The organism is Micromonospora sp. NPDC047620 (assembly GCF_043205005.1).
Lineage (GTDB): Bacteria > Actinomycetota > Actinomycetes > Mycobacteriales > Micromonosporaceae > Micromonospora.
The window spans coordinates 179,094-201,020 of sequence record NZ_JBIDDG010000014.1 but is presented as its reverse complement, the minus strand read 5'-3'; the positions used below and the strand labels follow the sequence as shown (position 1 = coordinate 201,020).

The 21,927-nt window shown below is 72.7% G+C and carries 24 protein-coding genes; 13 read left to right on the top strand and 11 right to left on the bottom strand.

Annotated features, from left to right (window positions below):
* Positions 1-46: 46 nt before the first annotated feature.
* Positions 47-367, bottom strand: a complete 321-nt coding sequence (locus tag ACGF5C_RS19515) for a hypothetical protein (protein ID WP_393303426.1) — start codon at positions 365-367, stop codon at positions 47-49.
* Positions 367-690 (bottom strand): DUF6158 family protein, encoded by a 324-nt coding sequence (locus tag ACGF5C_RS19510; RefSeq protein ID WP_393303424.1) that lies wholly within the window; start codon positions 688-690, stop codon positions 367-369. Before ACGF5C_RS19510 ends, ACGF5C_RS19515 begins: the two co-directional genes overlap by 1 nt.
* A gap of 121 nt (positions 691-811) precedes the next feature.
* Here ACGF5C_RS19510 and ACGF5C_RS19505 point away from each other — a divergent pair, with 121 nt between their 5' ends.
* Positions 812-1,228, top strand: coding sequence for a hypothetical protein (locus ACGF5C_RS19505; RefSeq protein ID WP_393303422.1), 417 nt, complete (start codon positions 812-814; stop codon positions 1,226-1,228).
* A 26-nt stretch (positions 1,229-1,254) separates the two neighbouring features.
* Entirely contained in the window at positions 1,255-1,584 is a 330-nt protein-coding gene (locus ACGF5C_RS19500) for a DUF3817 domain-containing protein (RefSeq protein ID WP_357456058.1), read from the top strand.
* Positions 1,585-1,590: 6 nt separating this feature from the next.
* Here ACGF5C_RS19500 and ACGF5C_RS19495 read toward each other — a convergent pair whose 3' ends face one another.
* Positions 1,591-2,025 carry a DUF6232 family protein gene (locus ACGF5C_RS19495; protein WP_393303419.1) on the bottom strand — a complete coding sequence of 145 codons (435 nt, stop codon included), beginning with the start codon at positions 2,023-2,025 and terminating at the stop codon, positions 1,591-1,593.
* A 593-nt stretch (positions 2,026-2,618) separates the two neighbouring features.
* Between ACGF5C_RS19495 and ACGF5C_RS19490 the strand changes: the two genes are divergently transcribed.
* Positions 2,619-3,593 (top strand): NlpC/P60 family protein, encoded by a 975-nt coding sequence (locus ACGF5C_RS19490; protein WP_393303417.1) that lies wholly within the window; start codon positions 2,619-2,621, stop codon positions 3,591-3,593.
* An 83-nt stretch (positions 3,594-3,676) separates the two neighbouring features.
* Here ACGF5C_RS19490 and ACGF5C_RS19485 read toward each other — a convergent pair whose 3' ends face one another.
* The 3 genes from ACGF5C_RS19485 to ACGF5C_RS19475 form a co-directional block, all read right to left on the bottom strand.
* On the bottom strand, positions 3,677-4,666 hold the full coding sequence (locus ACGF5C_RS19485) for a sigma-70 family RNA polymerase sigma factor (RefSeq protein WP_357699892.1): 990 nt from the start codon (positions 4,664-4,666) through the stop codon (positions 3,677-3,679).
* A 641-nt stretch (positions 4,667-5,307) separates the two neighbouring features.
* Positions 5,308-6,264, bottom strand: coding sequence for an N-acetylmuramic acid 6-phosphate etherase (gene murQ, locus ACGF5C_RS19480; protein ID WP_393303415.1), 957 nt, complete (start codon positions 6,262-6,264; stop codon positions 5,308-5,310).
* Positions 6,261-7,175: a MurR/RpiR family transcriptional regulator gene (locus tag ACGF5C_RS19475; RefSeq protein ID WP_350708619.1), complete on the bottom strand. Its 915-nt coding sequence runs from the start codon at positions 7,173-7,175 to the stop codon at positions 6,261-6,263. Before ACGF5C_RS19475 ends, murQ begins: the two co-directional genes overlap by 4 nt.
* Positions 7,176-7,480: 305 nt before the next feature.
* Between ACGF5C_RS19475 and ACGF5C_RS19470 the strand changes: the two genes are divergently transcribed.
* Positions 7,481-8,173, top strand: a complete 693-nt coding sequence (locus ACGF5C_RS19470; protein WP_393303413.1) for an SDR family NAD(P)-dependent oxidoreductase — start codon at positions 7,481-7,483, stop codon at positions 8,171-8,173.
* Positions 8,174-8,215: 42 nt separating this feature from the next.
* Here the strand turns inward: ACGF5C_RS19470 and ACGF5C_RS19465 are convergent, their stop codons facing one another.
* Positions 8,216-8,947 carry a dTMP kinase gene (locus ACGF5C_RS19465; RefSeq protein WP_393303411.1) on the bottom strand — a complete coding sequence of 244 codons (732 nt, stop codon included), beginning with the start codon at positions 8,945-8,947 and terminating at the stop codon, positions 8,216-8,218.
* Positions 8,948-9,064: 117 nt separating this feature from the next.
* Between ACGF5C_RS19465 and ACGF5C_RS19460 the strand changes: the two genes are divergently transcribed.
* From ACGF5C_RS19460 to ACGF5C_RS19445, 4 genes are read left to right on the top strand one after another with little or no spacing between them, the layout of a single operon-like run.
* Positions 9,065-9,688, top strand: coding sequence for a nucleotidyltransferase (locus tag ACGF5C_RS19460; protein ID WP_393303409.1), 624 nt, complete (start codon positions 9,065-9,067; stop codon positions 9,686-9,688).
* Entirely contained in the window at positions 9,685-9,960 is a 276-nt protein-coding gene (locus ACGF5C_RS19455) for a hypothetical protein (protein ID WP_350651478.1), read from the top strand. Before ACGF5C_RS19460 ends, ACGF5C_RS19455 begins: the two co-directional genes overlap by 4 nt.
* Before the next feature lie 9 nt (positions 9,961-9,969).
* Positions 9,970-10,746, top strand: a complete 777-nt coding sequence (locus ACGF5C_RS19450; protein ID WP_393303407.1) for a metallophosphoesterase — start codon at positions 9,970-9,972, stop codon at positions 10,744-10,746.
* Positions 10,737-10,880, top strand: coding sequence for a GPGG-motif small membrane protein (locus tag ACGF5C_RS19445; protein WP_007464364.1), 144 nt, complete (start codon positions 10,737-10,739; stop codon positions 10,878-10,880). Before ACGF5C_RS19450 ends, ACGF5C_RS19445 begins: the two co-directional genes overlap by 10 nt.
* Positions 10,881-11,058: 178 nt before the next feature.
* On the opposite strand, the gene ACGF5C_RS19440 is transcribed toward ACGF5C_RS19445, so the two are convergent.
* Positions 11,059-11,832, bottom strand: coding sequence for a peptidoglycan DD-metalloendopeptidase family protein (locus ACGF5C_RS19440; RefSeq protein WP_393303405.1), 774 nt, complete (start codon positions 11,830-11,832; stop codon positions 11,059-11,061).
* Positions 11,833-12,080: 248 nt separating this feature from the next.
* Here ACGF5C_RS19440 and ACGF5C_RS19435 point away from each other — a divergent pair, with 248 nt between their 5' ends.
* The 5 genes from ACGF5C_RS19435 (at position 12,081) to ACGF5C_RS19415 (ending at position 18,395) form a co-directional block, all read left to right on the top strand.
* On the top strand, positions 12,081-13,421 hold the full coding sequence (locus ACGF5C_RS19435; protein ID WP_393303403.1) for an ABC transporter substrate-binding protein: 1,341 nt from the start codon (positions 12,081-12,083) through the stop codon (positions 13,419-13,421).
* Positions 13,422-13,494: 73 nt separating this feature from the next.
* Positions 13,495-14,544 carry a carbohydrate ABC transporter permease gene (locus ACGF5C_RS19430; protein WP_393303401.1) on the top strand — a complete coding sequence of 350 codons (1,050 nt, stop codon included), beginning with the start codon at positions 13,495-13,497 and terminating at the stop codon, positions 14,542-14,544.
* A gap of 1 nt (position 14,545) precedes the next feature.
* The gene (locus ACGF5C_RS19425) at positions 14,546-15,514 is read left to right on the top strand and encodes a carbohydrate ABC transporter permease (RefSeq protein WP_393303399.1); all 969 of its coding nucleotides are present in this window, start codon (positions 14,546-14,548) and stop codon (positions 15,512-15,514) included.
* A gap of 60 nt (positions 15,515-15,574) precedes the next feature.
* Positions 15,575-16,654 (top strand): LacI family DNA-binding transcriptional regulator, encoded by a 1,080-nt coding sequence (locus ACGF5C_RS19420; protein ID WP_393303397.1) that lies wholly within the window; start codon positions 15,575-15,577, stop codon positions 16,652-16,654.
* Between the two features lie 64 nt (positions 16,655-16,718).
* Positions 16,719-18,395, top strand: coding sequence for an alpha-amylase family glycosyl hydrolase (locus ACGF5C_RS19415; RefSeq protein WP_393303490.1), 1,677 nt, complete (start codon positions 16,719-16,721; stop codon positions 18,393-18,395).
* Positions 18,396-18,447: 52 nt separating this feature from the next.
* Here ACGF5C_RS19415 and ACGF5C_RS19410 read toward each other — a convergent pair whose 3' ends face one another.
* From ACGF5C_RS19410 to ACGF5C_RS19400, 3 genes are all read right to left on the bottom strand, one after another.
* On the bottom strand, positions 18,448-19,872 hold the full coding sequence (locus ACGF5C_RS19410; protein WP_393303395.1) for an MFS transporter: 1,425 nt from the start codon (positions 19,870-19,872) through the stop codon (positions 18,448-18,450).
* A 109-nt stretch (positions 19,873-19,981) separates the two neighbouring features.
* Positions 19,982-21,094, bottom strand: a complete 1,113-nt coding sequence (locus ACGF5C_RS19405) for a DUF5925 domain-containing protein (protein WP_393303393.1) — start codon at positions 21,092-21,094, stop codon at positions 19,982-19,984.
* Positions 21,095-21,134: 40 nt separating this feature from the next.
* A partial coding sequence (locus ACGF5C_RS19400) for an FGGY-family carbohydrate kinase (protein WP_393303391.1) occupies positions 21,135-21,927 on the bottom strand: 793 nt, incomplete at its 5' end.

Here is a 21,927-nt window from a genome sequence, read left to right as displayed (position 1 = left end):
TGGTCACCCCGGTCTCCCTCGGTTTCCTCGGGTCGGCCGGCCCGGCTCAGCCGGCCTGCAGGTTGTCGGCCACCTCACGGGCGAGGCTGTCCAGCGCCTCCTCGGCCAGCCGGTCGGCGTCCGGCCCGCCGGTCAGGTCGAGCCGCGTCCGGGCGCCGCCCGCCAGGGCCGGGTCCACCCGGATCTCGGCGCACCAGTCCCCGGCGGCGCTCCACCGGGCCCGCAGCTCCTCCACGCTGACCTCCTCCGCCGGGCTGCCGTCGCCGCGCAGCGGGTCGGGCAGCCAGGCCGACGCCCGGTCGGGGTCGGTAGCGGTGTTGAACACCACCTCCGGGGGCGCGGACATCCCGCGCTCGGCGTGCGCCATCACGCGTCCCGCAGGCGGCTGGGGTCCACCTCCCGCCCGGGGTGCCGGGCGAGGTACTCGGTCTCCAGTTCGGCCGTGCGCCGCAGGTGGTTGGCGAGCGCGGAGTCGGCCGCGTGCCGCAAGGTGTCCAGCCGGGTGCGGTGCAGGCTGTGCATCTCGCGGATCAGGTCCTCGTCTCCCAGCTCGGCCGGGTCGACGCCGAGCAGCTCGCCGTCGACGTCCGCCTCGCCGGAGGCCACGTCGTGGACGTGGTCGCCGTCCCACGCGGGCATCCGCTGCTCCGGGCTCCCGTACTCGTCCTGCCGTATCGATCCGGTCATCATCGCCCCCCTGGTCGTTTTGGGCTGGCGTCTAAACGGATGCCCACACCGGGTGACACCAAACCATCCCCCGCACTACGACACCGCGTCGGAGACCGCGGGCCGCCCCGGTACTCTCGATGCCATGAAGCGGCTCTGGACCCCGGCGTGGATCGCACGCCACGTGGCCATGGTCGTGCTGGTCGTCGGGTTCCTGGGGCTGGGCTGGTGGCAGGTCAGCCGGGCCGCTGGCGGCAACGCGATCAGCTGGGGCTACGCGGTCGAGTGGCCGATCTTCGCCGGCTTCGTGGTGTTCGTGTGGTGGCGTGAGGTCCGGCACACGCTGCGCGGCCCGCAGGCCCCGGCCGCCGAGCCGTCGGCCGCCGCCGGGTCGCGGCCGGCCGACGCCCCGGCGCGTCCGGTCGTACGCCGCCCCGTGCGGGTCGCCCGCGTGCCCGCGGCGGCCGTCCACGGCGAGGACGCGGACCTCACCGCCTACAACCGATACCTGAAATGGTTGACCGACAACCCGGGCGCCAAGCCCGGTGACTACCCCGGCTGAGGCCGGGCGCGGAAGGACGGACGAAGGTGGGCGCAGCCCTGACCCGGTACCGCGTGATCGCCTGGATCGTCGGCGTGGCGCTGATCCTGCTGGTCGTCATCGGCATGCCGATGAAGTACGGCTTCGACAACCCGATCCTGGTGGAGACCGTGGGCCAGGCGCACGGCTTCCTCTACATGCTCTACCTGGTGGCCGCCTTCGACCTGTCCCGCCGGGCCGGCTGGCCGCTGAAGCGGATGGTCCTGGTCATGCTGGCCGGCACGGTGCCGTTCGTCTCGTTCTACGCCGAGCGCCGGGTCAGCAACTGGGTGACCGCCGACCGGGCCGAGCGCACCCCGGAGCCGGTGGCCGGCTGAGCCGAGCTACCGGCGGGGCCGCCACGGGTCCACGGAGGCGAGCGGATCCTCCCAGCCGCCGTACCGGTTCATCTCCCGGGCCCGGCGCAGGGCCCGGGTGACCTGGCCGAACTGGCGTTCGTTGTCGCTGCTGAACAGCAGCACCTGCTCGCCGCGCCGCCGGCCCCACAGCTCGTACGCCGGCGGTCGCCACCGGTCCCCCACCACCGCGACCAGCACCGGCAGCAGGAAGACGGCGCCCAGGATGAGGTACGCCCCGGCGGTGAGCCGTTGCAGCCCGCCGGTGAAGCCGAGCAGGAGCCCGACGCCGCCGAGCATCGCGCCCGTGACCGCCACGGCGCGGACGGCGACGCGGTCGTGCGGCCCGCGGCTGGTCTCCAGGTGGGTCAGTTCCGTCACCCGCCAACTGTTGCGTCCGACGGTGAACCGGTCGACCGTCACGATGATCCCGGGTCGGGCATAGAGCAGGGTGTTCCGGCCGCCGGTCGCCCCCGGTGACCGCGTCTGTCGTGTCGTGGCGCCTTGAGGATTCACTGCGTTACCTCCCGCGGCTGTGTGCCGGGGTCGGCTCCCGCCGACGGATCGCATCAATGCCGGTCGACGGGATTCCCGGCTCCGCGGTTCATTGTGTGGCGCACGTGCCAGCCGATACGGCGCTTTTCACCCACCCCGGCGGGCGGCCGGCGGCGAGGCCGTCGGGTAGCGGCCCCCATGTCCGTCTTGTCGGTCATAGCGCCCCAGGCTCCGCCGGCATACGCCCAGAACGACGAAAGCCGCGTACCACCCGATCGACGACAATCAGCGTCACCGTCCGGCTACAGCGCACGATCGCCGGCACGTACGCCCACCGGCGCGACCGACACCCCCGCCACTTTGCCAACATTCGCCCCGGCTTCAACTGCGGGCGACTCCTGCCCCGGGTTACGTTGTCCGGGCCGGCCGGTCGACCGCCGTCCACCAGGACTGCACCGGCCCGGTGTCGCCGGGGGCCTCAGCAGCCCGCGGCGGCGTGCTGGGAGAGGAGCCTTCCGCTCTTGTCGTCCCTCAGGAACACGCTGCGCGCCCTGGTGGTCGCCGCGGTGACGGCCACACTGGTCGCGCCCGCGGTGCCGGCCCGGGCCGAACCCTCCCCCGCCGAGCTGACCCGGCGGATCGAGAAGTCCTCCACCGAGCTGGAGCACGTCGTCGAGGCGTACAACAAGCTCCGCGAGGAGATGAAGGCTAACCAGGCCGCCGTGACCCGGGTGCAGGGCCGGATCGGGCCGCTGGAGCAGCAGGCCGAGCGGAGCCGGGCGGACGTCGGCGAGCTGGCGGTGACCGCGTACAAGACCGGCAGCCACCTGTCCACCACCGAGGCGCTGCTGCGTCCCGGCGGCTCCGACACCCTGCTGGACCGGCTGCACATGATCGACCGGCTCACCCGGCAGCGGCAGGAGACCATCGCCACCTTCACCAACGACCAGCGCCGCCTGCTCGCCGAGAAGACCCGGCTGGACGTCACGCTCGGCCGGCAGGCCGCCCAGGCGCGCGAGCTGACCGCCGCGAAGAAGCGGATCGAGCGCGACCTGGCCCAGCTCTACGAGCTGCGCCGCCAGGCGTACGGCCGGGCCACCGAGAAGCCGGCTGCTCGGCCCGGCAGCGCGGACGACGCTCCCGCGGTCTCCGGCCGGGCCGGTGTCGCCGTCCGGTACGCCTACGGCGCGCTCGGCAAGCCGTACGTCTGGGGCGCCGACGGACCGAACGGCTACGACTGCTCGGGCCTGACCTCGGCGGCCTGGCGGGCGGCCGGGAAGTCGCTGCCGCACAACGCCCGCATGCAGTGGGGCGCGGTCGCCCACATCAGCAAGGGCGAGCTGCGCCCCGGTGACCTGGTCTTCTACCGCGGGCTCGGGCACGTCGCGCTGTACGTGGGCGGCGGCCAGGTGATCGACGCGCCGAGCGCGGGGCGCAACGTGCTCAAGCGGGGCATGAACCTGATGCCCATCCAGGGCTACGGCCGGGTGCGCTGACCGCACCGCGCCAGTACCCGCAGACGGCGAACGGCCGGCGTCCCCCTATCGGACGCCGGCCGTTCGCCGTCATTCCTACCAGCTCAGGCTGCCTGCAGCCCCTCCGCGCGGGCCAGCTCGCGGAGCCGGCCGAGCGCCTGGATCTCCAGCTGCCGGATCCGCTCCCGGGAGAGCGAGAACCGCGAGGCCACCTCGGTGAGGGAGTGCTCACGCCCGTCCTCCAGCCCGTAGCGGGCCCGCATGATGCCGGCCGACCGGTCGTCGAGGTGGTTGAGCAGGCCCTCGATCCGCTGCCGCTCCAGGCCGGTGAGGACGATCTCCTCCGGCGACGGGGCGTCGCTGTCGGCCACCAGGTCGCCGAGGTTGGTGTCGCCGTCGTCGCCGACCGGGGTGTCCAGCGACACCGTGTCCTGCGACCAGCGGACCAGCTCGTTGACCCGCTCGACGGTGACCCCGAGGGCCGCCGCGATCTGCTCCGGCTCCGGGTCGCTGCCCAGCTCGCGGGTGAGCTGCCGGGCCACGTTGCGCATCCGGTTGACGTCCTCGACCAGGTGCACCGGCAGGCGCACCGTGCGCTCCTGCTGGGCGATCGCCCGGCTGATGGCCTGACGGATCCACCAGGTCGCGTAGGTGGAGAACTTGTAGCCGCGCTCGTAGTCGAACTTCTCGACCGCCCGCACCAGGCCGGTGTTGCCCTCCTGAATCAGGTCCAGCATGGGCATGCCCGAGCGGACGTAGCGGCGGGCGATCGACACGACCAGCCGCAGGTTGGCCCGGATGAACAGGTCCTTGGCCCGCTCACCCTCGGCGACCAGCCGCTCCAGGTCTTCCCGGTCGGCACCGGCGGGGACGCGGTCCTCGCCGAGCAGGTGCTCGGCGTAGAGGCCGGCCTCGATGGCCTTGGAGAGGTCGACCTCCTTGGCGGCGTCCAGCAGTGGCGTCCGGGAGATCTCGTGAAGGTAGACGCCGACCAGGTCGCGCTCCTCGGCAACCTCGTCGGTTCGCATGCCGATGTTCTTGTCCACGTTGCCCACGGTCCCCTCGCTCGCGCCGGTTGCCCGGTTCCTTGCCATCCCCACGTCCATCAGCCCTCCCCCGTAACTTCCGCTGTGCCCACCGGTGCTGACACCTACACAACAGATGAGACGCGTCGGGGATTCCTTGTCGTGAGTCGAAAGTGTCACGAATGCCTGATAATCCGCTGAGAGCACGATCCACGTTTGCTGTCAGCACCCCGTGTGGCGACGCTCCGATGGGCACCACGCGGGGTCGGCGGGTCGACGCGTCGCCGTTTCCCCGGTCTATGGCAACATCGCCCACCCCGGTGGCACAGCGACCCGGCTCACCGCAGCGCTGCGATCCTGGTCACTAGCCAGACACGCGCCCGTGGGCCGGTCGGTTCATCCACGCCCGTGGTAATACCCCACCCCCCGATGAACAATCCGCGCCCCAGATCTATGCCCGGCACGTGACGCAGCTCGCAGGAAGGGGCGAACGGGAGGCGGTGCGGCGTTGCCGGGGGCGGGGTCCAGCAGCGCCACGCCGACCGGCGCGAGGGGCCACACGGCGACGCGAGGCGCTGCGACGTGGCGGCGGGCGAGGTGCGGGGTGACTCGGGCAACGGGCTTGATACGGGCGGCCGGGTGAGGTCAGGGGTGACGCGGGGGCGGGATGAAGGCGTGGGTGGGCCGAAGGGTGACGGCGGGCGCCGCGGTCAGGAGACCAGCAGGGCCAGGGCGCCGCGGACCTGGTCGGCGGAGCGGGCAAGGGCGGCCCGCGCGGCCGACACCTCGGCCCCGGAGACGAGCGAGACCAGCGCGGTCTTCATGTCGCCGTCGGCCTCGCCGAGGGCCCGCCGGCAGATCTCCTCGGAGCAGCCGGTGGCCTCCATCAGGATCGAGATCATCCGGCCGCGGAGCTTGGCGTTGGTGGCCACCATGTCGATCATCAGGTTCGAGTAGACCCGACCGAGCCGCACCATGACCGCCGTGGAGAAGGTGTTGAGCACCAGCTTCTGCGCGGTGCCCGCCTTCATCCGGGTCGACCCGGTGACGACCTCGGGTCCGGTGTCCACGCCGATGAAGACGTCCACCGACCGGGCGGCCTCCGCCTCCGGGTTGGCACAGAGCAGCACGGTCGAGGCGCCCTTGGCCCGGGACGCGGCGAGCGCCCCCAGGACGTACGGCGTGCGCCCGCTCGCGGCGAGTCCGACCACGAGGTCGCCGGCGCGTACGCAGTCGGCGGCCTCGGCCGCCCCGCCCCGGTCGTCGTCCTCGGCGTCCTCGACCGCCCGCCACATGGCCTCCGGCCCGCCCGCGATGTGCGCGCAGAACCAGTGCCGGGGCGAGTTGAAGGTGGGGGCGAGCTCGGCGGCGTCGATCACGCCGAGCCGGCCGGAGGTGCCGGCGCCGAAGTAGTGCACCCGGTGCCCGCCGCGCAGCGCGGCCACCGCCAGGTCCACCGTCGCGGCGATCTCGTCCAGGACGTCCGCGACCGCGCCGGGCACCCGCCGGTCCGCCTCGTTGATCACGGAGAGCACGTCCCGCGTCGACATCAGGTCGAGGTCGACGCTGTGCGGATTGCGCCGCTCCGTCGGCGCGCCGACCCGGATCACCGGGCGGGCCGCCACCGGGGTGGTCACGTCCTGCGGTTCCACCGCGCCGGCCGTCATGCCCGCCTCCGTCCCGAGCCGACCCGGTGCGACTGGACCGCCTCGGCGGTCGCCTCGAGGGCCTTGCGGGCCCGCGACCGGTTGCGCGCCGCCACCCCGACGAAGAGGCAGTCGACGACGGTGAGCTGGGCGAGCCGGCTCGCCATCGCGCCGGAACGGTAGGTGGTCTCGCGGGCCGCCGTGGTGAGCACGAAGTCGGCGACCTCGGTGATCGGCGAGCGGGGGAAGTTGGTCAGCGCCACCGTGGCGGCGCCCCGGGCCCGGGCCTGCTCCAGCACCTCGACCACGTCGGAGGTGGTGCCGGTGTGCGAGATGCCGACCGCGACGTCGCCCCGGCCGAGCAGCGCGGCCGACGTCAGCGCGGTGTGCACGTCCGGGAAGTAGAAGGCGGTGCGGCCGATCCGGTGCAGCTTCTGCTGGAAGTCCGAGGCGACGAAGCCGCTGGCGCCGGCGCCGTAGACGTCGATCCGGCCCGCGCCCGCGATGGCCTCGACGACCTGCTCGCAGATCGCCGGGTCGAGCTGCTCGGCCGTCTCCTCGACGGCGCGCGCGTCGTTGAACGCGATGGTGGCGATGATCTGGGCGAGGTCGGCGCCGGGCGGGATGTCACCGCCGACGACCCGGGCGTCCGGCGGCTCGACCCGGCGGGCGGCCTCGGCGGCGAGCCGGATCCGCAGCTGTGGGTAGCCGTCCATGCCGACCGACCGGCAGAACCGGATGACGGTCGCCTCGGATGTCTCGGCTGCGGTGGCGAGGTCGGTGATGGTCCGACGCGCGGCGTCGGCCGGGTCGGCGACGACCAGCCGGGCGACCCGCTGCTCGGCCGGCGACAACGACGGGAGCAGGCCGCTGATGTGGACGATCAGTCCACCCGGCTCGTGACTCGCAGAAATCTTCGGACTCTTCGCCACGGATGAAACTTACTTTCATGAGGCGTGAGCGTCAACCATGACTCCACGTGTTGGGGAAAACACCGCCCGCCGGGACCGTCGGATCTGCTCAGGGTGCCACTCCCCCGACGCCGTCGCCTCCCCCGGGAGGGCGGTCCGGCCCCTGCCCGTCGGCCGCCGTCGACCACCGTCTTCCGAACGACCATGCCACCTTTCCGCCTTCCGCGACGCCCCGTCATCGCGGCGGCGCCCCGGACCGCCCCACGCCTCCGGAACGACCTCGCGACGGGCGGCGCCGGGGCCGGGCCAGCACTAGCGTGTGGCGCATGGCGAATCGCAGTGTGCTGGTCACCGGGGGAACGGGCGGACTGGGCGGGGCGGTCACGGCCGCCTTCCTCGACGCGGGGTGGCGGGTGGTCGTACCCGGGCGGGAACGACCGCCGGCGACGGAGCCGGCGGCGGGCGCTCCGGTCCGGCTGGTCGCGGACCTCACCGACCCGGCCGGCGCGGAGCGGGCGGTCGCTGCGGCCGCCGACGATCCCGCGGCACCGCTGCGGGCGGTGGTCAACCTCGTCGGCGGGTACGCCGGCGGCGGGCTGGTGCACGAGACCCCGGTCGAGGAGTTCGACCGGATGCTGACGGTGAACCTGCGACCGACCTGGCTGGTGACCCGGGCGGCGCTGCCGCGCCTGGTCGCGGCCGGCGGTGGCGCGGTGGTCTGCGTGTCCTCCCGTGCGGCTGTCGCCCCCTTCCCCGGCGCCGCCGGCTACGTGACCGCCAAGGCAGCCGTGCTCGCCTTCGCGAACGCGGTGGCGGTGGAGTACCGGGCGGCCGGGGTGCGCTGTAACACGGTGCTGCCGAGCGTCATCGACACCCCGGCGAACCGCGCGGCCCAGCCCACCGCCGACCACTCGCGTTGGGCCACGCCGGCCGAGATCGCGCCGGTGGTCCGCTTCCTCGCCTCCGACGAGTCGGCGCCGACCAGCGGCGCGAGCATCCCGGTCTACGGCCGCGCCTGACCGGCCCGGTCGCCCGCGACCAGCCGGCCGGTCACGCCGGGGTCAGACGGTCAGGCGGCCCGCCGCGACCGGCGCCACGGCCGGCGCGGCCACGACGGCGGGGCCGGCCACCGCGTGGGACGGGCCGTCGCGCCCGTCGGCGGCGTCGAGCCAGCCGGCGAGGTGACCCCTGATCTGCCGGGACACCTCCTCCGGCGGGCGCCCGGCGTCGACCACCACGAAGGTCGGGTGCTCCGGCAACGCCCGGTACGCGGCGTCCGCCGCGGTCAGGTACCGCATGCTCTCGTGGTCGGTGCCGCGCTGTTCGATCCGCCGGTATGCCTCAGCCGGGTCGACGGTCAGCAGGAAGGTCACCTGCGGCCGCGGGAAGACCCGGTAGCCCACCCGGGCGAGCCGCTCCCAGCGCTGGCCTCCGTGGGCGCGGATGCTCGCGTACTGGCAGGCGGAGTAGCGGTCCATGACCGCGATCCGGCCCGTGGCGAGGCAGCCGAGCAGGGCGGCGGCGATGGCGAGCCAGCGCAGCACGGACTCCACGGCGAGCATGCCGCCGCGCCCGACGAGACGCTGGGCGTCCGGCCGGCCGAGGCGGTGCGCGACACGGCCGAGCCAGCGGCGCCCGCCCGCGTTGCGGTGATAGGTGGCGGGGTGCCCCGCCGCGGTGAGCGCGTCGGCGAGCCGGTACGCCTGGGTGGTCTTGCCCGAGCCGTCGATGCCGATCAGGGCGACGGCGCGCAATCGGGCCCTCCCGCGCCGTGCCTCCGGTGATCTGGACACCCTGCACAGGCTATCCGATCCGCGCTCGCGTTGCCGGAGATTTGTACCGTCTGCTCCCGGTTGGCCCCACCCGCGCCTCCTGCCAGGTGTGGCCCCCCGGGATGCCGGGTACCGGAGTTGGATCAGCCCGCCTACCACCATCGACGGGAGACGCCAATGGCCGAGCGCGGGGACGAGAGCCTGGTGCACACGCTGAAGAAGGTCGCCGCCGTGCTCAAGCAGGAAGAGATTCCCTTCGCGCTCGGCGGCAGCTTCGCCGTGTACGCCCACGGCGGCCACTCCAGCGAGCACGACGTCGACTTCCTCATCCGGGAGGTCGACGTGGAACGCGCCCTGGAGGCCCTGGTCGCGGCGGGTTTCACGGCCGAGCGCCCGCCCGAGGACTGGCTGGTCAAGGTCTTCGACGACGGGCGGATGGTCGACCTCATCCATCGGCCCATCGAGACGCCGGTGACCGAGGAGACGTTCGCCGACACGATGGTCCGGCCGGTAGACGCGATCCACATGCCGGTGCTCTCGGCCACCCAGTTGATGGTGCACAAGCTGCTCAGCTTCTCGCAGCACTACTGCGACTTCGCCCGGGGCCTGCCACTCGCCCGTTCCCTGCGGGAGCAGATCGACTGGGAACGGGTACGCAAGGAGACGCAGCACTCGCCGTACGCGGAGGCGTTCCTGGTGCTGCTGGACCGGCTGGACGTGGTGCCGTACTCCGGCACCCCACAGGGAGAGGGGACACCGTGACCGAGCACCGCGACGTCGCCACCGGGCCGCCCGACGAGTACGTCGAGGCGGAGATACACCGGCTGCTCACCGAGGACCCGGACGTGGCCGAGCAGGGGATCACCGTGGTCCGCCGGGAACGCGGCCTCGTGCTGTACGGCGAGGTGGAGAGCCCGCACCGGCGGGAGGAGATCCTGCGCCGGGTGGCCGAGCGCTTCCCGGACGTGCCGATCACCAGCGACATCGGGGTGATCCGCGCGCAGGCGCCCACGGAGATCGAGCAACTGCCCTGAGGAGGTGCCATGGTGATCCGGATCGCCGCCGTGGGTGACGTGCATCTGGACGAGGACGTGGTCGGCCGGTTCCGGCCGGCGCTGGAGGAGCTGCCCGAGCACGCCGACGTGCTGCTGCTCGCCGGTGACCTGACCCGGCACGGGACGGAGTCGGAGGCGCGGTGCGTGGCCACCGAGTTCGGCGGACTGGGCGTGCCGGTGGTGACCGTGCTCGGCAACCACGACCACCAGTGCGACCAGGTGCCGCAGGTGGTCAAGGTGCTGGAGAGCGCCGGGATCAGGGTCCTGGAGGGCGACGGCGTCGTGCTGGGTTGCGCCGGCGGCCGGCTGGGCGTCGCCGGGGTGAAGGGGTTCGGCGGCGGGTTCGCCGGGCGCTGCGCCAGCGACTTCGGCGAGCCGGAGATGAAGGCGTTCGTCCGGACCACCACCGAGAGCGCGGACGCGCTGGCCGCGGCGCTGCGGGGGCTGGACTGCGACGTGCTGGTGGCACTCACCCACTACTCGCCGGTGCCGGACACGCTCGCCGGCGAGCCGCTGGAGATCTACCCGTTCCTGGGGTCGTACCAGCTCGGTCAGGCGATCGACTCGGCGCCGACCGCGCTGGCGCTGCACGGGCACGCGCACGCCGGGACCGAGCGGGGCACCACGCCCGGCGGGGTACGCGTCCGCAACGTCGCCCACCCCGTGATCAAGCAGGCCTACAGCATCTTCCATTTGGGCGACCACCTCGATCAACCGGAGGTTTCCCGCGTCGGCGGCTCGGGTATCCAGCAATCATGGAGCTGATTCTCTGGATTCTCGCAGTCGTACTCGTGGTCGCCGGCATCCTCGCGCTGTTCCGCCGGCAGATCCTGTGGGGCATCGTCCTCATCGTGGTGGGCCTGCTGGTCGGGCCGGGTGGTGTGAGCATCTTCAATTGACGTGGCGGCCGTCCGCCGCCGACCGGGACCCGCCGGGGTCGTCGTGACCGGAACTCCGTCCTCCCGACGGGAGCATCCGGACCCGACGATCCCGGCGCAGTGCTGTCCGCGGGTGGCCCCTCCCGGCGCGGGTGCCGGATGACGGGGCCCCGGACGGCCCCGGGGCCCCGTCCTGCGCTCAGCAGCGGGGCACGTTGGGGATGTAGCCGTCGTGGCCGGTGTAGACGTACGCGTCGGCGATGTAGCGTCCGCTGCCGATCCGGTCCCAGATCGAACTGGTGCCGTAGGTGCCGGTGACGGTGGTGCCGCTGGTCTGGCAGTAGATGGTCACCCGGGTGCCGTCGGCGACGGTGCCCACCGCCTCGTAGCCGGTGCCGGGGCCGGAGCGGACGGTCAGCGGGGTCCCGCTGGTGTTGACCGTGCCGGAGCCGGTGGTGCTGCCGCAGCCGTTGTCGCTGGTGTAGGTCTTTGTCCCCCAGTAGAGGGCGAGCGCGCCGTTGAAGCGGACCTGGATGTCGTTGCCGTTGAGCCGCTGCTCGTAGTGCAGGTGCGGGCCGGTGGAGCCGCCGGTGCTGCCGACCCAGCCGATCACCTTCCCGTAGCCGACGGTCTGCCCGACGGAGACGTTGAAGCCGTTGAGGTGGGCGTAGTAGGTGCTGTAGCCGCCGCCGTGGTCGATCCGGACGTACTTGCCGTAGCTGGTCCCGCCGAGGTCCGTGACCCGGTCGACGGTGCCCGGCGCGCTGGCCACCACCGGGTCGCCGAGGTCGTCGGTGCGGTTGAAGTCGATCGCGTACGCCGGGCTGTGGCCGGTCCGCGTCTGGCCGGACCAGGACTGCCCGCAGGGGAACGGCACCTTGAACGTCGGCGCGGCCATCGCCGGGGCCGCCGGGAGCAGCGCGCCCACGGCCAACAGACCGGTCGCGAGCAGGCTGAGCCATCGCTTACGCATCCAGAACCTCCAATGTTGAAATTCTTCTATACCTACCTCCAGCGTGACAGAAATCGCCACTCCTGAAAAGATGCGGACGCGCGTCATGGGAGCGTGCCCATGCGGCAACGACAGGGTTTCCGGATTGTTACTCGGTCGTGTCCGGTCTGGGGTGGACCGGGTCGGATGCAAGCGCTTACATGTGTTGATGCCTAATCGGACCGGCGCGCGTTCGATTCCCCCACGCGCCGGCAAGGAAGGAGAACGGCATGGCGTTTGCCAGATCACGCCAGGCTCTCGCGATCGCCGGCGTACTGGGGCTGGCGCTGAGCGTCACCGCCTGCGGCACCGGCAACGACAAGAAGAGTGACGCCGCGGGTTCCGCGGAGTGCGCCGCATACGAGAAGTACGGCGACATCGACGGCAAGAAGGTCACGATCTACTCGTCGATCCGGGACATCGAGGCCGACCGCCTGGCGGAGTCCTGGAAGCAGTTCGAGAAGTGCACCGGCATCGAGATCGACCACGAGGGCAGCGCGGAGTTCGAGGCGCAGCTCGGCGTCCGGGTCGACGGCGGCAACGCGCCCGACCTCGCGTTCATCCCGCAGCCGGGTCTGCTCAAGCGCTTCGTCGACTCGGGCAAGCTCAAGCCGGTCGGCGCCGACACCAAGAAGATGGCCGAGGAGAACTACCCGGCCGACTGGCTGAAGTACAGCACCGTCAACGGCCAGTTCTACGGCGCCCCGCTCGGCTCGAACGTGAAGTCGTTCGTGTGGTACTCGCCGAAGACCTTCAAGGAGAAGGGCTGGACCGTCCCGAGCACCTGGGACCAGCTGATCGCCCTGAGCGACAAGATCGCGGCGAGCGGCACCAAGCCGTGGTGCGCCGGCATCGAGTCCGGTGACGCCACCGGCTGGCCGGCCACGGACTGGATCGAGGACGTGATGCTGCGGACGCAGACCCCCGAGGTCTACGACCAGTGGACCACCCACGGCATCCCGTTCAACGACCCGAAGGTCGCCGAGGCCGTCGACAAGGCCGGCACCATCCTCAAGAACGAGAAGTACATGAACGGCGGCTACGGCGGCGTGAAGAGCATCGCCACCACCGCCTTCGGCGAGGCCGGCATCCCGATCACCACCGGCAAGTGCGCGCTGCACCGGCAGGCGTCCTTCTACGCGAACCAGTGGCCGAAGGGCACCAAGGTGGCCGAGGACGGCGACGTCTTCGCCTTCTACTTCCCGGCGATCGATCCCGCCAAGGGCAAGCCGGTGCTGGGCGGCGGCGAGTTCGTCGCGGCCTTCACCGACCGCCCCGAGGTCCAGGCGGTGCAGACCTACCTCGCCTCGGGCGAGTACGCCAACAGCCGCGCCAAGATCGGTGACTGGGTGTCGGCGAACAACAAGCTCGACCTGGCCAACGTCGCCAACCCGATCGACAAGCTCTCCGTCCAGATCCTCCAGGACAAGAGCTCGGTCTTCCGCTTCGACGGCTCCGACCTGATGCCGGCCACGGTCGGCGCGGGGACGTTCTGGAAGGGCATGGTCGACTGGATCAACGGCAAGGACACCGCGACGGTGCTGAACGGCATCGAGAGCAGCTGGAAGTGATCTGAACGGTGGGCCGGTCCGCAGGCGCGGGCCGGCCCACCGCTCCGTGACCGAACCCTTATAAGGAGGGTCGATGGAGTTCGACTTCATCGAGGAGAAGGACAAGTTCATCATGCTGGGATGGGGGCTGCTCGCCTTCGTCCTGGTGGTGGGTGGCCTGCTCCTGCTCCTCGACGTGGTGCCGGCCTGGTTCGCCCGCCGCCGGGAGGCGCAGCTCGTCGCCGCCTCCGCGAGCGGCGCCCCGCTCCCCCGCCGGCGCAAGCCGCGCGAGGGCGTGTTCGCGCTCTTCTTCCTGCTGCCGACGCTGCTGCTGCTCACCATCGGGCTGGTGGTGCCGGCCATCCGCACCACGATGCTCTCCTTCATGGACGCGGGCAGCAACGACTGGGTGGGGCTGCGCAACTACGGCTGGATGTTCTCGGAGGACTCGATCGTCCGGGTCCTGGTCAACACCCTGGTCTGGGTGCTGCTCGTCCCGCTGGTCGCCACCGCGTTCGGCCTGATCTACGCGGTCATGGTGGACAAGGCCCGGTTCGAGGCGGTCGCCAAGTCGCTGATCTTCCTGCCGATGGCGATCTCCTTCGTCGGCGCCAGCATCATCTGGAAGTTCGTCTACGCGTACCGGGGGGAGGGGCAGGAACAGATCGGCCTGCTCAACCAGATCGTGGTGAGCCTCGGCGGCGAACCGAAGCAGTGGCTGCTCGAGTCGCCGCTGAACACGCTGCTGCTGATCGTGATCATGGTGTGGATCCAGGCCGGCTTCGCCATGGTGGTGCTCTCCGCCGCCATCAAGGCCATCCCCGCCGACATCGTGGAGGCGGCCCGCCTCGACGGGGTCACCCCGTGGCAGATGTTCTGGCAGATCACCATGCCGAGCATCCGGCCGGCGCTGATCGTGGTCGTGGTGACGCTGTCGATCGCCACCCTCAAGGTCTTCGACATCGTCCGGACGGCCACCAACGGCAACTACGAGACCAGCGTGATCGCCAACGAGATGTACAACCAGGCGTTCCGGTACGGAGAGAACGGGCAGGGCTCGGCGCTGGCGGTCTTCCTGTTCGTCCTGGTGGTGCCGATCGTGATCTACCAGATCCGCAACATCCGACAGCAGCGGAAGGGCTGAGATGACCACCGCAACGCCCACCGTCGCCGCCGGCGCCCAGAAGACCAACGGCCACACCACGTCCCGCGCCGCACGGGTGCGAAAGCGGCTGAACAGCCGCACCGCGACCCTCGTGTCGATCGTCATCGCGGTGCTCTGGACCATCCCGACCTTCGGCCTGTTCATCTCGTCGTTCCGGCCGGAGGACCAGATCAAGACCAGCGGGTGGTGGACCTTCTTCACCGACCCGCAGTTCACCTTCGAGAACTACCAGGAGGTGCTGTTCGGGAGCTCCTCGTCGTCCCCGCAGCTCGCCACCTACTTCATCAACTCGCTGGCGATCACCATCCCGTCGGTGCTCTTCCCGCTCGCCTTCGCGGCCCTGGCCGCGTACGCGCTGGCCTGGATCAACTTCCGGGGACGGGACTGGGTGTACATCGCGATCTTCGCGCTGCAGATCGTGCCGCTGCAGATGGCGCTGGTGCCGCTGCTGAAGTTCTTCTCCACCGGGGTCACCGTCGGCGGGGTCACCGTGCTGCCCGCCTGGGACCTGGTCGACGAACAGAAGTTCGCGCAGGTGTGGTTCGCGCACACCTGCTTCGCGCTGCCGTTCGCGGTCTTCCTGCTGCACAACTTCATCTCGCAGCTCCCGGGTGACCTGATGGAGGCGGCCCGGGTCGACGGGGCCACCCACCCGAAGATCTTCCGCACCATCGTCCTGCCGCTGATCACCCCGGCGCTGGCCGCGTTCGGCATCTTCCAGTTCCTCTGGGTCTGGAACGACCTGCTCGTCGCGCTGATCTTCGCCGGGGGCAACGACGAGACCGCCCCGCTCACCGTCCGGCTCGCCGAGATGGCCGGCACCCGGGGCAACGAGTGGCAGCGGCTCACCGCCGGCGCGTTCGTCTCGATCGTCGTACCGCTGATCGTCTTCCTGTCCCTCCAGCGCTACTTCGTGCGGGGCCTGCTCGCCGGCAGCGTCAAGGGCTGACGCCTCTCCGCCGCCGCCGGGACACCGGCGGCGGCGGAGCCGGCGCGAAGCGGGGGTACCGTGACGAAAATCGATGATGTCGCACGCCTGGCCGGGGTCTCCACGGCCACCGTCTCCCGGGCGCTGCGCGGGCTCCCGGCGGTCTCGGCCGCGACCCGGCGGCGCGTGCTCGCGGCGGCCGAGCAGCTGGAGTACGCCGTCTCGCCGAGCGCCTCCCGGCTGGCCGGCGGGCGCACCGGCGCCATCGCGGTCGTGGTCCCGCGGATCACCCGGTGGTTCTTCGCCACCGTCGTGGAGGCCGTCGAGGAGTTCCTCCATGAGTCGGGCTACGACCTGCTGCTGCACAACCTCGGCGGGCGGGAGCAGACCCGCCAGCGGGTGCTGCGCGCCGCCAACCTGCACAAGCGGGTGGACGCGATCATGCTGGTCGCCACACCGCTGCGCCCCGCCGACCTGATCGCCCTGACGAAGCTGGAGCTGCCCGGGGTGACCGTCAGCTCCGGCTCCGTCGTGCCGGGCTGGCCCTGCGTACGCATCGACGACGTGGACGCCGCGCGGACCGCCACCCGCCATCTGCTCGACCTGGGCCACCACCGGATCGCGCACATCTCCGGCGACCCGGAGGACGAGCTGGCCTTCACCACCCACCTCGACCGGCGGCGGGGCTACCGGGACGCGCTGCGCGACGCCGGCCTCGCCCCGGACCCGGGCCTGGACGTGGAGTCGCAGTTCACCATCGACGGCGGCACGCGCGCCACCAAGGAGCTGCTCCGCCGCGGCGAGCCGCCGACGGCGATCTTCGCGGCCTGCGACGAGATGGCGATGGGGGCGATGACGGCGCTGCGGGACGCCGGCCTGCGGGTGCCGCAGGACGTCAGCGTCATCGGCGTCGACGACCACGACCTGGCCCGCGTCGTCGGCCTGAGCACGATCGCCCAGCCCGCGGCGGAGCAGGGCCGGCTGGCCGCCCGGATGCTGCTCGACCCGCTCGTCGGCCGGCGACCGGAGCCGCCCGGCCCCGACGCAGGCGCGGGCCTCGCCCCGGCCCGGCGGGCATCCGGCGACACGCCGGAGACGCCCGTGATCCTGCCCACTCGACTGATCGTGCGGGAATCGACCGCGCCGCCCCGGGCACACTGACGGGGACCGCCGATCCCCCGGCACCACGCACCCGACCGTACGGCTCGACATACGGGAGAAGGCCCTGAACAGCAACCCGACACACCAGGACACGCCCGCCGACGCGGCCACCGGTTGGTGGACGCGGGCCGTCATCTACCAGGTCTATCCGCGCTCCTTCGCCGACTCGGACGGCGACGGGATCGGTGACCTGCCCGGCATCACCGCCCGCCTCGACCACCTCGTCGAGCTGGGCGTCGACGCGCTCTGGCTGTCGCCGTTCTATCCGTCGCCGCAGGCCGACGCCGGCTACGACGTGGCCGACTACCGCGACGTCGACCCGCTCTTCGGCGGCCTCGCCGACGCGGACCGGCTGATCGCCGAGGCGCACTCGCGCCGGCTGCGGGTGATCGTCGACCTGGTGCCCAACCACACGTCGTCGGCGCACCGCTGGTTCACCGCGGCGCTCGCCGCCGCCCCGGGCAGCCCGGAGCGCGACCGGTACGTGTTCCGCGACGGCCTGGGACCGGACGGCGACCGGCCGCCGAACGACTGGCAGAGCGTCTTCGGCGGGCCGGCCTGGACCCGGGTCACCGACCCCGACGGCCGACCCGGCCAGTGGTACCTGCACCTGTTCGACACCGGGCAGCCCGACCTCAACTGGGACAACCCCGAGGTGCGGGCGGAGTTCCTGGACGTGCTGCGGTTCTGGCTGGACCGGGGCGTGGACGGCTTCCGGGTCGACGTGGCGCACGGCCTGATCAAGCAGGCCGACCTGGCCGACTGGCAGGAGCCGCAGGAGATCCTCTCCGGGCGGGAGGTCGACAAGCCGCGCCCGCCGATGTGGGACCAGGACGGCGTGCACGACATCTACCGGGAGTGGCGCCGGCTGCTGGACGGCTACCCGGGCGAGCGGATCCTGGTCGCCGAGGCGTGGGTCGAGCCGGCCGAGCGGCTGGCCCGGTACGTGCGCCCCGACGAGATGCACCAGGCGTTCAACTTCGAATACCTGCTCGCCTCGTGGACCGCGCCCGCCCAGTACGCGGTCATCACCCGCTCGCTGGAGGCCACCGACGCGGTCGGCGCCCCGACCACCTGGGTGCTGTCCAACCACGACGTGGTCCGGCACGCCTCCCGGCTCGGGTTGCCCGTCGGCGGCAGGCGACCCAACGGCATCGGCATCGGCGACCCGCAGCCGGACGCCGCGCTCGGCCTGCGCCGGGCCCGGGCGGCCACCCTGCTGATGCTCGCCCTGCCCGGCTCGGCCTACCTCTACCAGGGCGAGGAGCTGGGCCTGCCGGAACACACCACGATGCCCGACGAGGCGCGGCAGGACCCGACCTGGGTACGCAGCGCGCACACCGAGCGGGGCCGGGACGGCTGCCGGGTGCCGATCCCGTGGGAGGCCGACGCCCCGTCGTACGGCTTCGGGCCGACCGACGCGAGCTGGTTGCCGCAGCCACCGGTCTGGGCGGAGCACGCCCTGGACCGGCAGCGGGGCGTGCCCGGCTCGACGTACGAGCTGTACCGGACGGCGCTGCGGCTGCGCCGCGAGCACGACCTCGGCGCGGGCACGCTGGAGTGGCTCGCCAGCGGCGACGAGGTGCTCTCCTTCCGCAACGGCGGGCTGACCGTGCTGACCAACTTCGGCGACGCCGCCGTGCCGCTGCCGGCCGGCACCGAACTGGTGCACGCCAGCGCCCCGCTCGACACCGACAACGCGGTGCCCACCGACGTGACGGTCTGGGTCCGGCCGGCCTGACGTGTAAGGAAGGGCCCCTTGTTAACGCATAGCGTTAACAAGGGGCCCTTCCTTACAGCCGCTCGGCGCGGGTGTGCAGGAGGTCGTGGACGTCGGCGATGTCCGTCGGCGAGGTCCGCGACGCCAGCCAGTACATGATCCCGGTCGGGATGAAGAAGAGCTGGAAGGCGGCCAGCCCGACGGCGTAGTTCAGCGGCGGCGGGAAGGCCGCCCGCAGCCCGTGGAAGGCGACCCCGACCAGCCCGTTGCCGGCCGCCCGACCGACGCCGTTCACCAGGTTGCCGAGGCTGTAGACGGTGCCCCGGTGCTCGGGCGGGTTGACGTCGGCGATCAGGGCGAACCAGTTCGGCGAGTTCGCGGAGGTCAGCGCCAACGCCACCACGGCGGTGAGCAGGCTCAGCCCGACCGTCGGCTCGGTGACCACGCTGGCCAGCACCGCCCGGACCACCGTCCCCGCGCCGGCGCCGTCGGGCACGTCGATGCGGATCGGCACGAAGAAGAGCACCAGGTAGAACGGCAGCGCCGCGAGGATGCCGACCGCCGCGACCAGCGCCCGCCCCCTCGGCGTACGGCGTTGCAGGGCGTCGCCGACCAGCCCGCCGACGATGGAGAGCACCCCGCCGAGCTGGAACAGGGTGGCGAAGACGCTGCCCACCACCACGGCGGTGGCGGCGGAGTAGCCCTGGTCCTCGGCCCGCTCGGCGAAGAGCACGGGCAGCCAGACCAGTGACCCGAAGGCCGCCTGCGCGGTGAGGCCCTGCAGGATCAGCCACCGGTTCGTCCGCCGGCCGAGGATCCTCGGCAGGTCCGCCCGGCTGATCCGGTAGTCGTACTCGGCGCCGGTGGCGAGCGCGTCGGCCAACTCCGGCTCGCTCTGGCCGCGGCGGATGTCGTAGGTGAACAGGTAGGCGGCGGTCGCCAGCAGGCCGACCACGGTCAGCGCCAGGAACGGCCGCCGCCAGTCGGCCGCCCCGAGCAGCCCGCCGACCAGCGTGCCGGCCAGCGTGCCGACCCCCTGGGACAGCCCCCAGAAGCTCATCACCAGCCCCCGCCGGCGGGGTGAGATCAGGTCGGTGACGACCGAGAACCCGACCGACCCGACGGCGCCCAGCCCGACCGCCGCCAGCAGTTGCGCGGCCAGGAACGCGGGGTAGTTCGCCGCGACCGCGCTGCCGCCGGTGCCCAGCGCCCAGATCAGGGTGCCGACCATCAGCAGCGGCTTGCGGTTCGCGCGGTCGCCGACGTACGCCCAGCCCACCGCCGCCACCGCGCTGGCCAGGAAGCTCACGGCGGTGACCAGGCCGAGCAGCCGCCGCGGCACGTCGAAGGCGTCGGCGATCGGCCCGTACAGCGGGGGCACCAGGCCGATCGCCACGTTGTCCAGCGAGGCGAGCAGCACGAAGACCACGACGCTGTAGAACCGGTGCGCGGCCGAGCCGCCCCAGGCCCGCGCCGCCCCGCCCCTGATCAAGGTCATGAGCGGCAGCCAACCAGGGTCAGGTCACGAGCGGGTGACGGCGCGCGGGCGGGTCGGGCAGGCGCCGTCCGGTGTCCGGGCGATCCGGTCGCGTGGGGGCGTCAGCGACTCAGAGGTAGCCGCCGATCGCGGGCGGGGCCGCGGGCGTGGCCGGCGTGCCCGCACGCAGCGCGTACAGCTCGGCGAGGGTGGCCCCCTGGGGCGGCACCCCCGCCGACGTGCCCAGCCAACCCGTCGCCTCCTCGTACGGCAGCGGGCCCACCTCGATCCGGGCCAGGCAGCGCCCCGGGCGGACCACGGCCGGGTGCAGCCGGGACAGGTCCTCGTTCGTGGTGATGGCGACGAGCACGTCGCGCCCCTGCCCGAGCAGCCCGTCGGTCAGGTTGAGCAGCCGGGACAGCGCCTGGCCGGCGGCCTGCTTCGCCTCGCCCCGGATCAGCTCGTCGCAGTCCTCCAGGATGAGCAGCCGCCACCGGCGGCCCGTGCCCGGCTCGCCGTCCTCGTCCCCGACCGCCACCTCCGACAGGTACGCCGGGTCCGCGAAGAGCACGTCCGGGTCCAGCACGGCGTCGACCTGGCACCACTCGCGCCATGCCCGGGCGAGGGCGCGCAGCGCCGTGGTCTTCCCCGTCCCGGGCGCCCCGTGCAGGAGCACCAACCGGCCGGCGAGCTGCTCCGGGGTGGTCGCCATCAGCGCGTCGAGCGCGGTGCGCGCCCCGGCGGCGTAGTTCGGCCGGATCTGCGCCCACTCCGGCGCGGCGATCGACCGCACGTCCCGCTGGCTGCCCCGGCGGGGGTTCTGGTGCCAGAAGCCGATCCGGCCGGCGCCCGGGTCCTCCGGTTCGGCGGCGCCGTCGACGATCCGGTCGAGGGCCGCCCGGCCGACCTCCTCGGTCACCGCCGTGACGGTCACCTCGGCGCCCCGCCCCTTCCAGGTGACCACCCGGGCCGTCCAGCCGTCGCCGGCCAGCAGGCGGGACCGCTGCCGGTTCTCCACCGCCGTACGCAGCAGCCGCCCGTCGGGGGCGGTCAGGGGCGCGTCGGGGCGCACCCGGGAGAGCCGGACCGTGTGCGACCACGGGTGCCGGCCGGTGACGAAGTCAGCCAGGACCAGCGCGTCGATGACGTCGCAGGGGGTGTCCGCGTCGTCGTACTGGAGCATCGAGGGGATGCCGGTCCCGACGGTCACCGGCGCCTCGTCCGCTTGGGGGGTGGTTCGCATCCGTCGATGATCGCGAGCCGGGGCGCGCCCGTACAGTCGTTTACCCCTCGCCGGCCGGGGCGCGGTCGAGCCGGTCGAGGAAGCGGTCGCGGGCGGCGGCGTACCGCTCGCGGACGGCGGGGACGGGCGCTGCTGCGTACTCCTCGGTGTCCCGGACCGACCAGGTGGGGGGCGCCGCGCCGCCCAGGGCGACCCAGGCGGCCTGGCGGGCGGCGCCGTCGGCGACGTACTCCCCGGGCGGCGGGACGACCACCGGCACCCCGAGGACCTCGGGCGCGATCCGGCGCACCGCCACCGAGCGGGCTCCCCCGCCGACGAGGATCACCCGGCGCACCGTGGCGCCCTGGGCGGTGAGCGCGTCGAGGCCGTCGGCGAGGGCGCAGAGCAGGCCCTCGACGGCGGCCCGGGCCAGGTGGGCCGGGGTCGAGGTGCGCAGGGTCAGCCCGTGTACCGCGCCGGTGGCCAGCGGTCGGTCCGGGGTCCGCTCGCCCTCGAGGTAGGGCACCACGACCAGGCCGTCCGCGCCGGCGGGGGCGGCGAGCGCCAGCGCGGCCAACTCCTCCAGGTCGACCCGGAGCAGGGCCGCGGCGGCGTCGAGCACGCGGGCGGCGTTGAGCGTGCAGACCAGCGGCAGGAAGCGGCCGGTGGCGTCGGCGAAACCGGCGACCGCGCCGGTCGGGTCGGCGGCGGGGGTGTCGGCGACGCTGAACACGGTGCCGGAGGTGCCGATGGAGAGCACCACGTCGCCCGGCCCCGCGCCGACCCCGAGCGCGGCGGCGGCGTTGTCTCCGGTGCCGGGGCCGAGCACGGCCCCGTCGGGCAGCCCCGGGCCG

Excerpts from the sequence above, each read along its gene's own strand:
- ACGF5C_RS19515 (WP_393303426.1), bottom strand. The coding sequence starts at position 367 with ATGGCGCACGCCGAGCGCGGGATGTCCGCGCCCCCGGAGGTGGTGTTC.
- ACGF5C_RS19510 (WP_393303424.1), bottom strand. The coding sequence starts at position 690 with ATGATGACCGGATCGATACGGCAGGACGAGTACGGGAGCCCGGAGCAG.
- ACGF5C_RS19505 (WP_393303422.1), top strand. The coding sequence starts at position 812 with ATGAAGCGGCTCTGGACCCCGGCGTGGATCGCACGCCACGTGGCCATG.
- ACGF5C_RS19485 (WP_357699892.1), bottom strand. The coding sequence starts at position 4,666 with ATGGCAAGGAACCGGGCAACCGGCGCGAGCGAGGGGACCGTGGGCAAC.
- murQ (WP_393303415.1), bottom strand. The coding sequence starts at position 6,264 with ATGACGGCCGGCGCGGTGGAACCGCAGGACGTGACCACCCCGGTGGCG.
- ACGF5C_RS19470 (WP_393303413.1), top strand. The coding sequence starts at position 7,481 with ATGGCGAATCGCAGTGTGCTGGTCACCGGGGGAACGGGCGGACTGGGC.
- ACGF5C_RS19450 (WP_393303407.1), top strand. The coding sequence starts at position 9,970 with ATGGTGATCCGGATCGCCGCCGTGGGTGACGTGCATCTGGACGAGGAC.
- ACGF5C_RS19445 (WP_007464364.1), top strand. The coding sequence starts at position 10,737 with ATGGAGCTGATTCTCTGGATTCTCGCAGTCGTACTCGTGGTCGCCGGC.
- ACGF5C_RS19440 (WP_393303405.1), bottom strand. The coding sequence starts at position 11,832 with ATGCGTAAGCGATGGCTCAGCCTGCTCGCGACCGGTCTGTTGGCCGTG.
- ACGF5C_RS19435 (WP_393303403.1), top strand. The coding sequence starts at position 12,081 with ATGGCGTTTGCCAGATCACGCCAGGCTCTCGCGATCGCCGGCGTACTG.
- ACGF5C_RS19430 (WP_393303401.1), top strand. The coding sequence starts at position 13,495 with ATGGAGTTCGACTTCATCGAGGAGAAGGACAAGTTCATCATGCTGGGA.
- ACGF5C_RS19425 (WP_393303399.1), top strand. The coding sequence starts at position 14,546 with ATGACCACCGCAACGCCCACCGTCGCCGCCGGCGCCCAGAAGACCAAC.
- ACGF5C_RS19410 (WP_393303395.1), bottom strand. The coding sequence starts at position 19,872 with ATGACCTTGATCAGGGGCGGGGCGGCGCGGGCCTGGGGCGGCTCGGCC.
- ACGF5C_RS19405 (WP_393303393.1), bottom strand. The coding sequence starts at position 21,094 with ATGCGAACCACCCCCCAAGCGGACGAGGCGCCGGTGACCGTCGGGACC.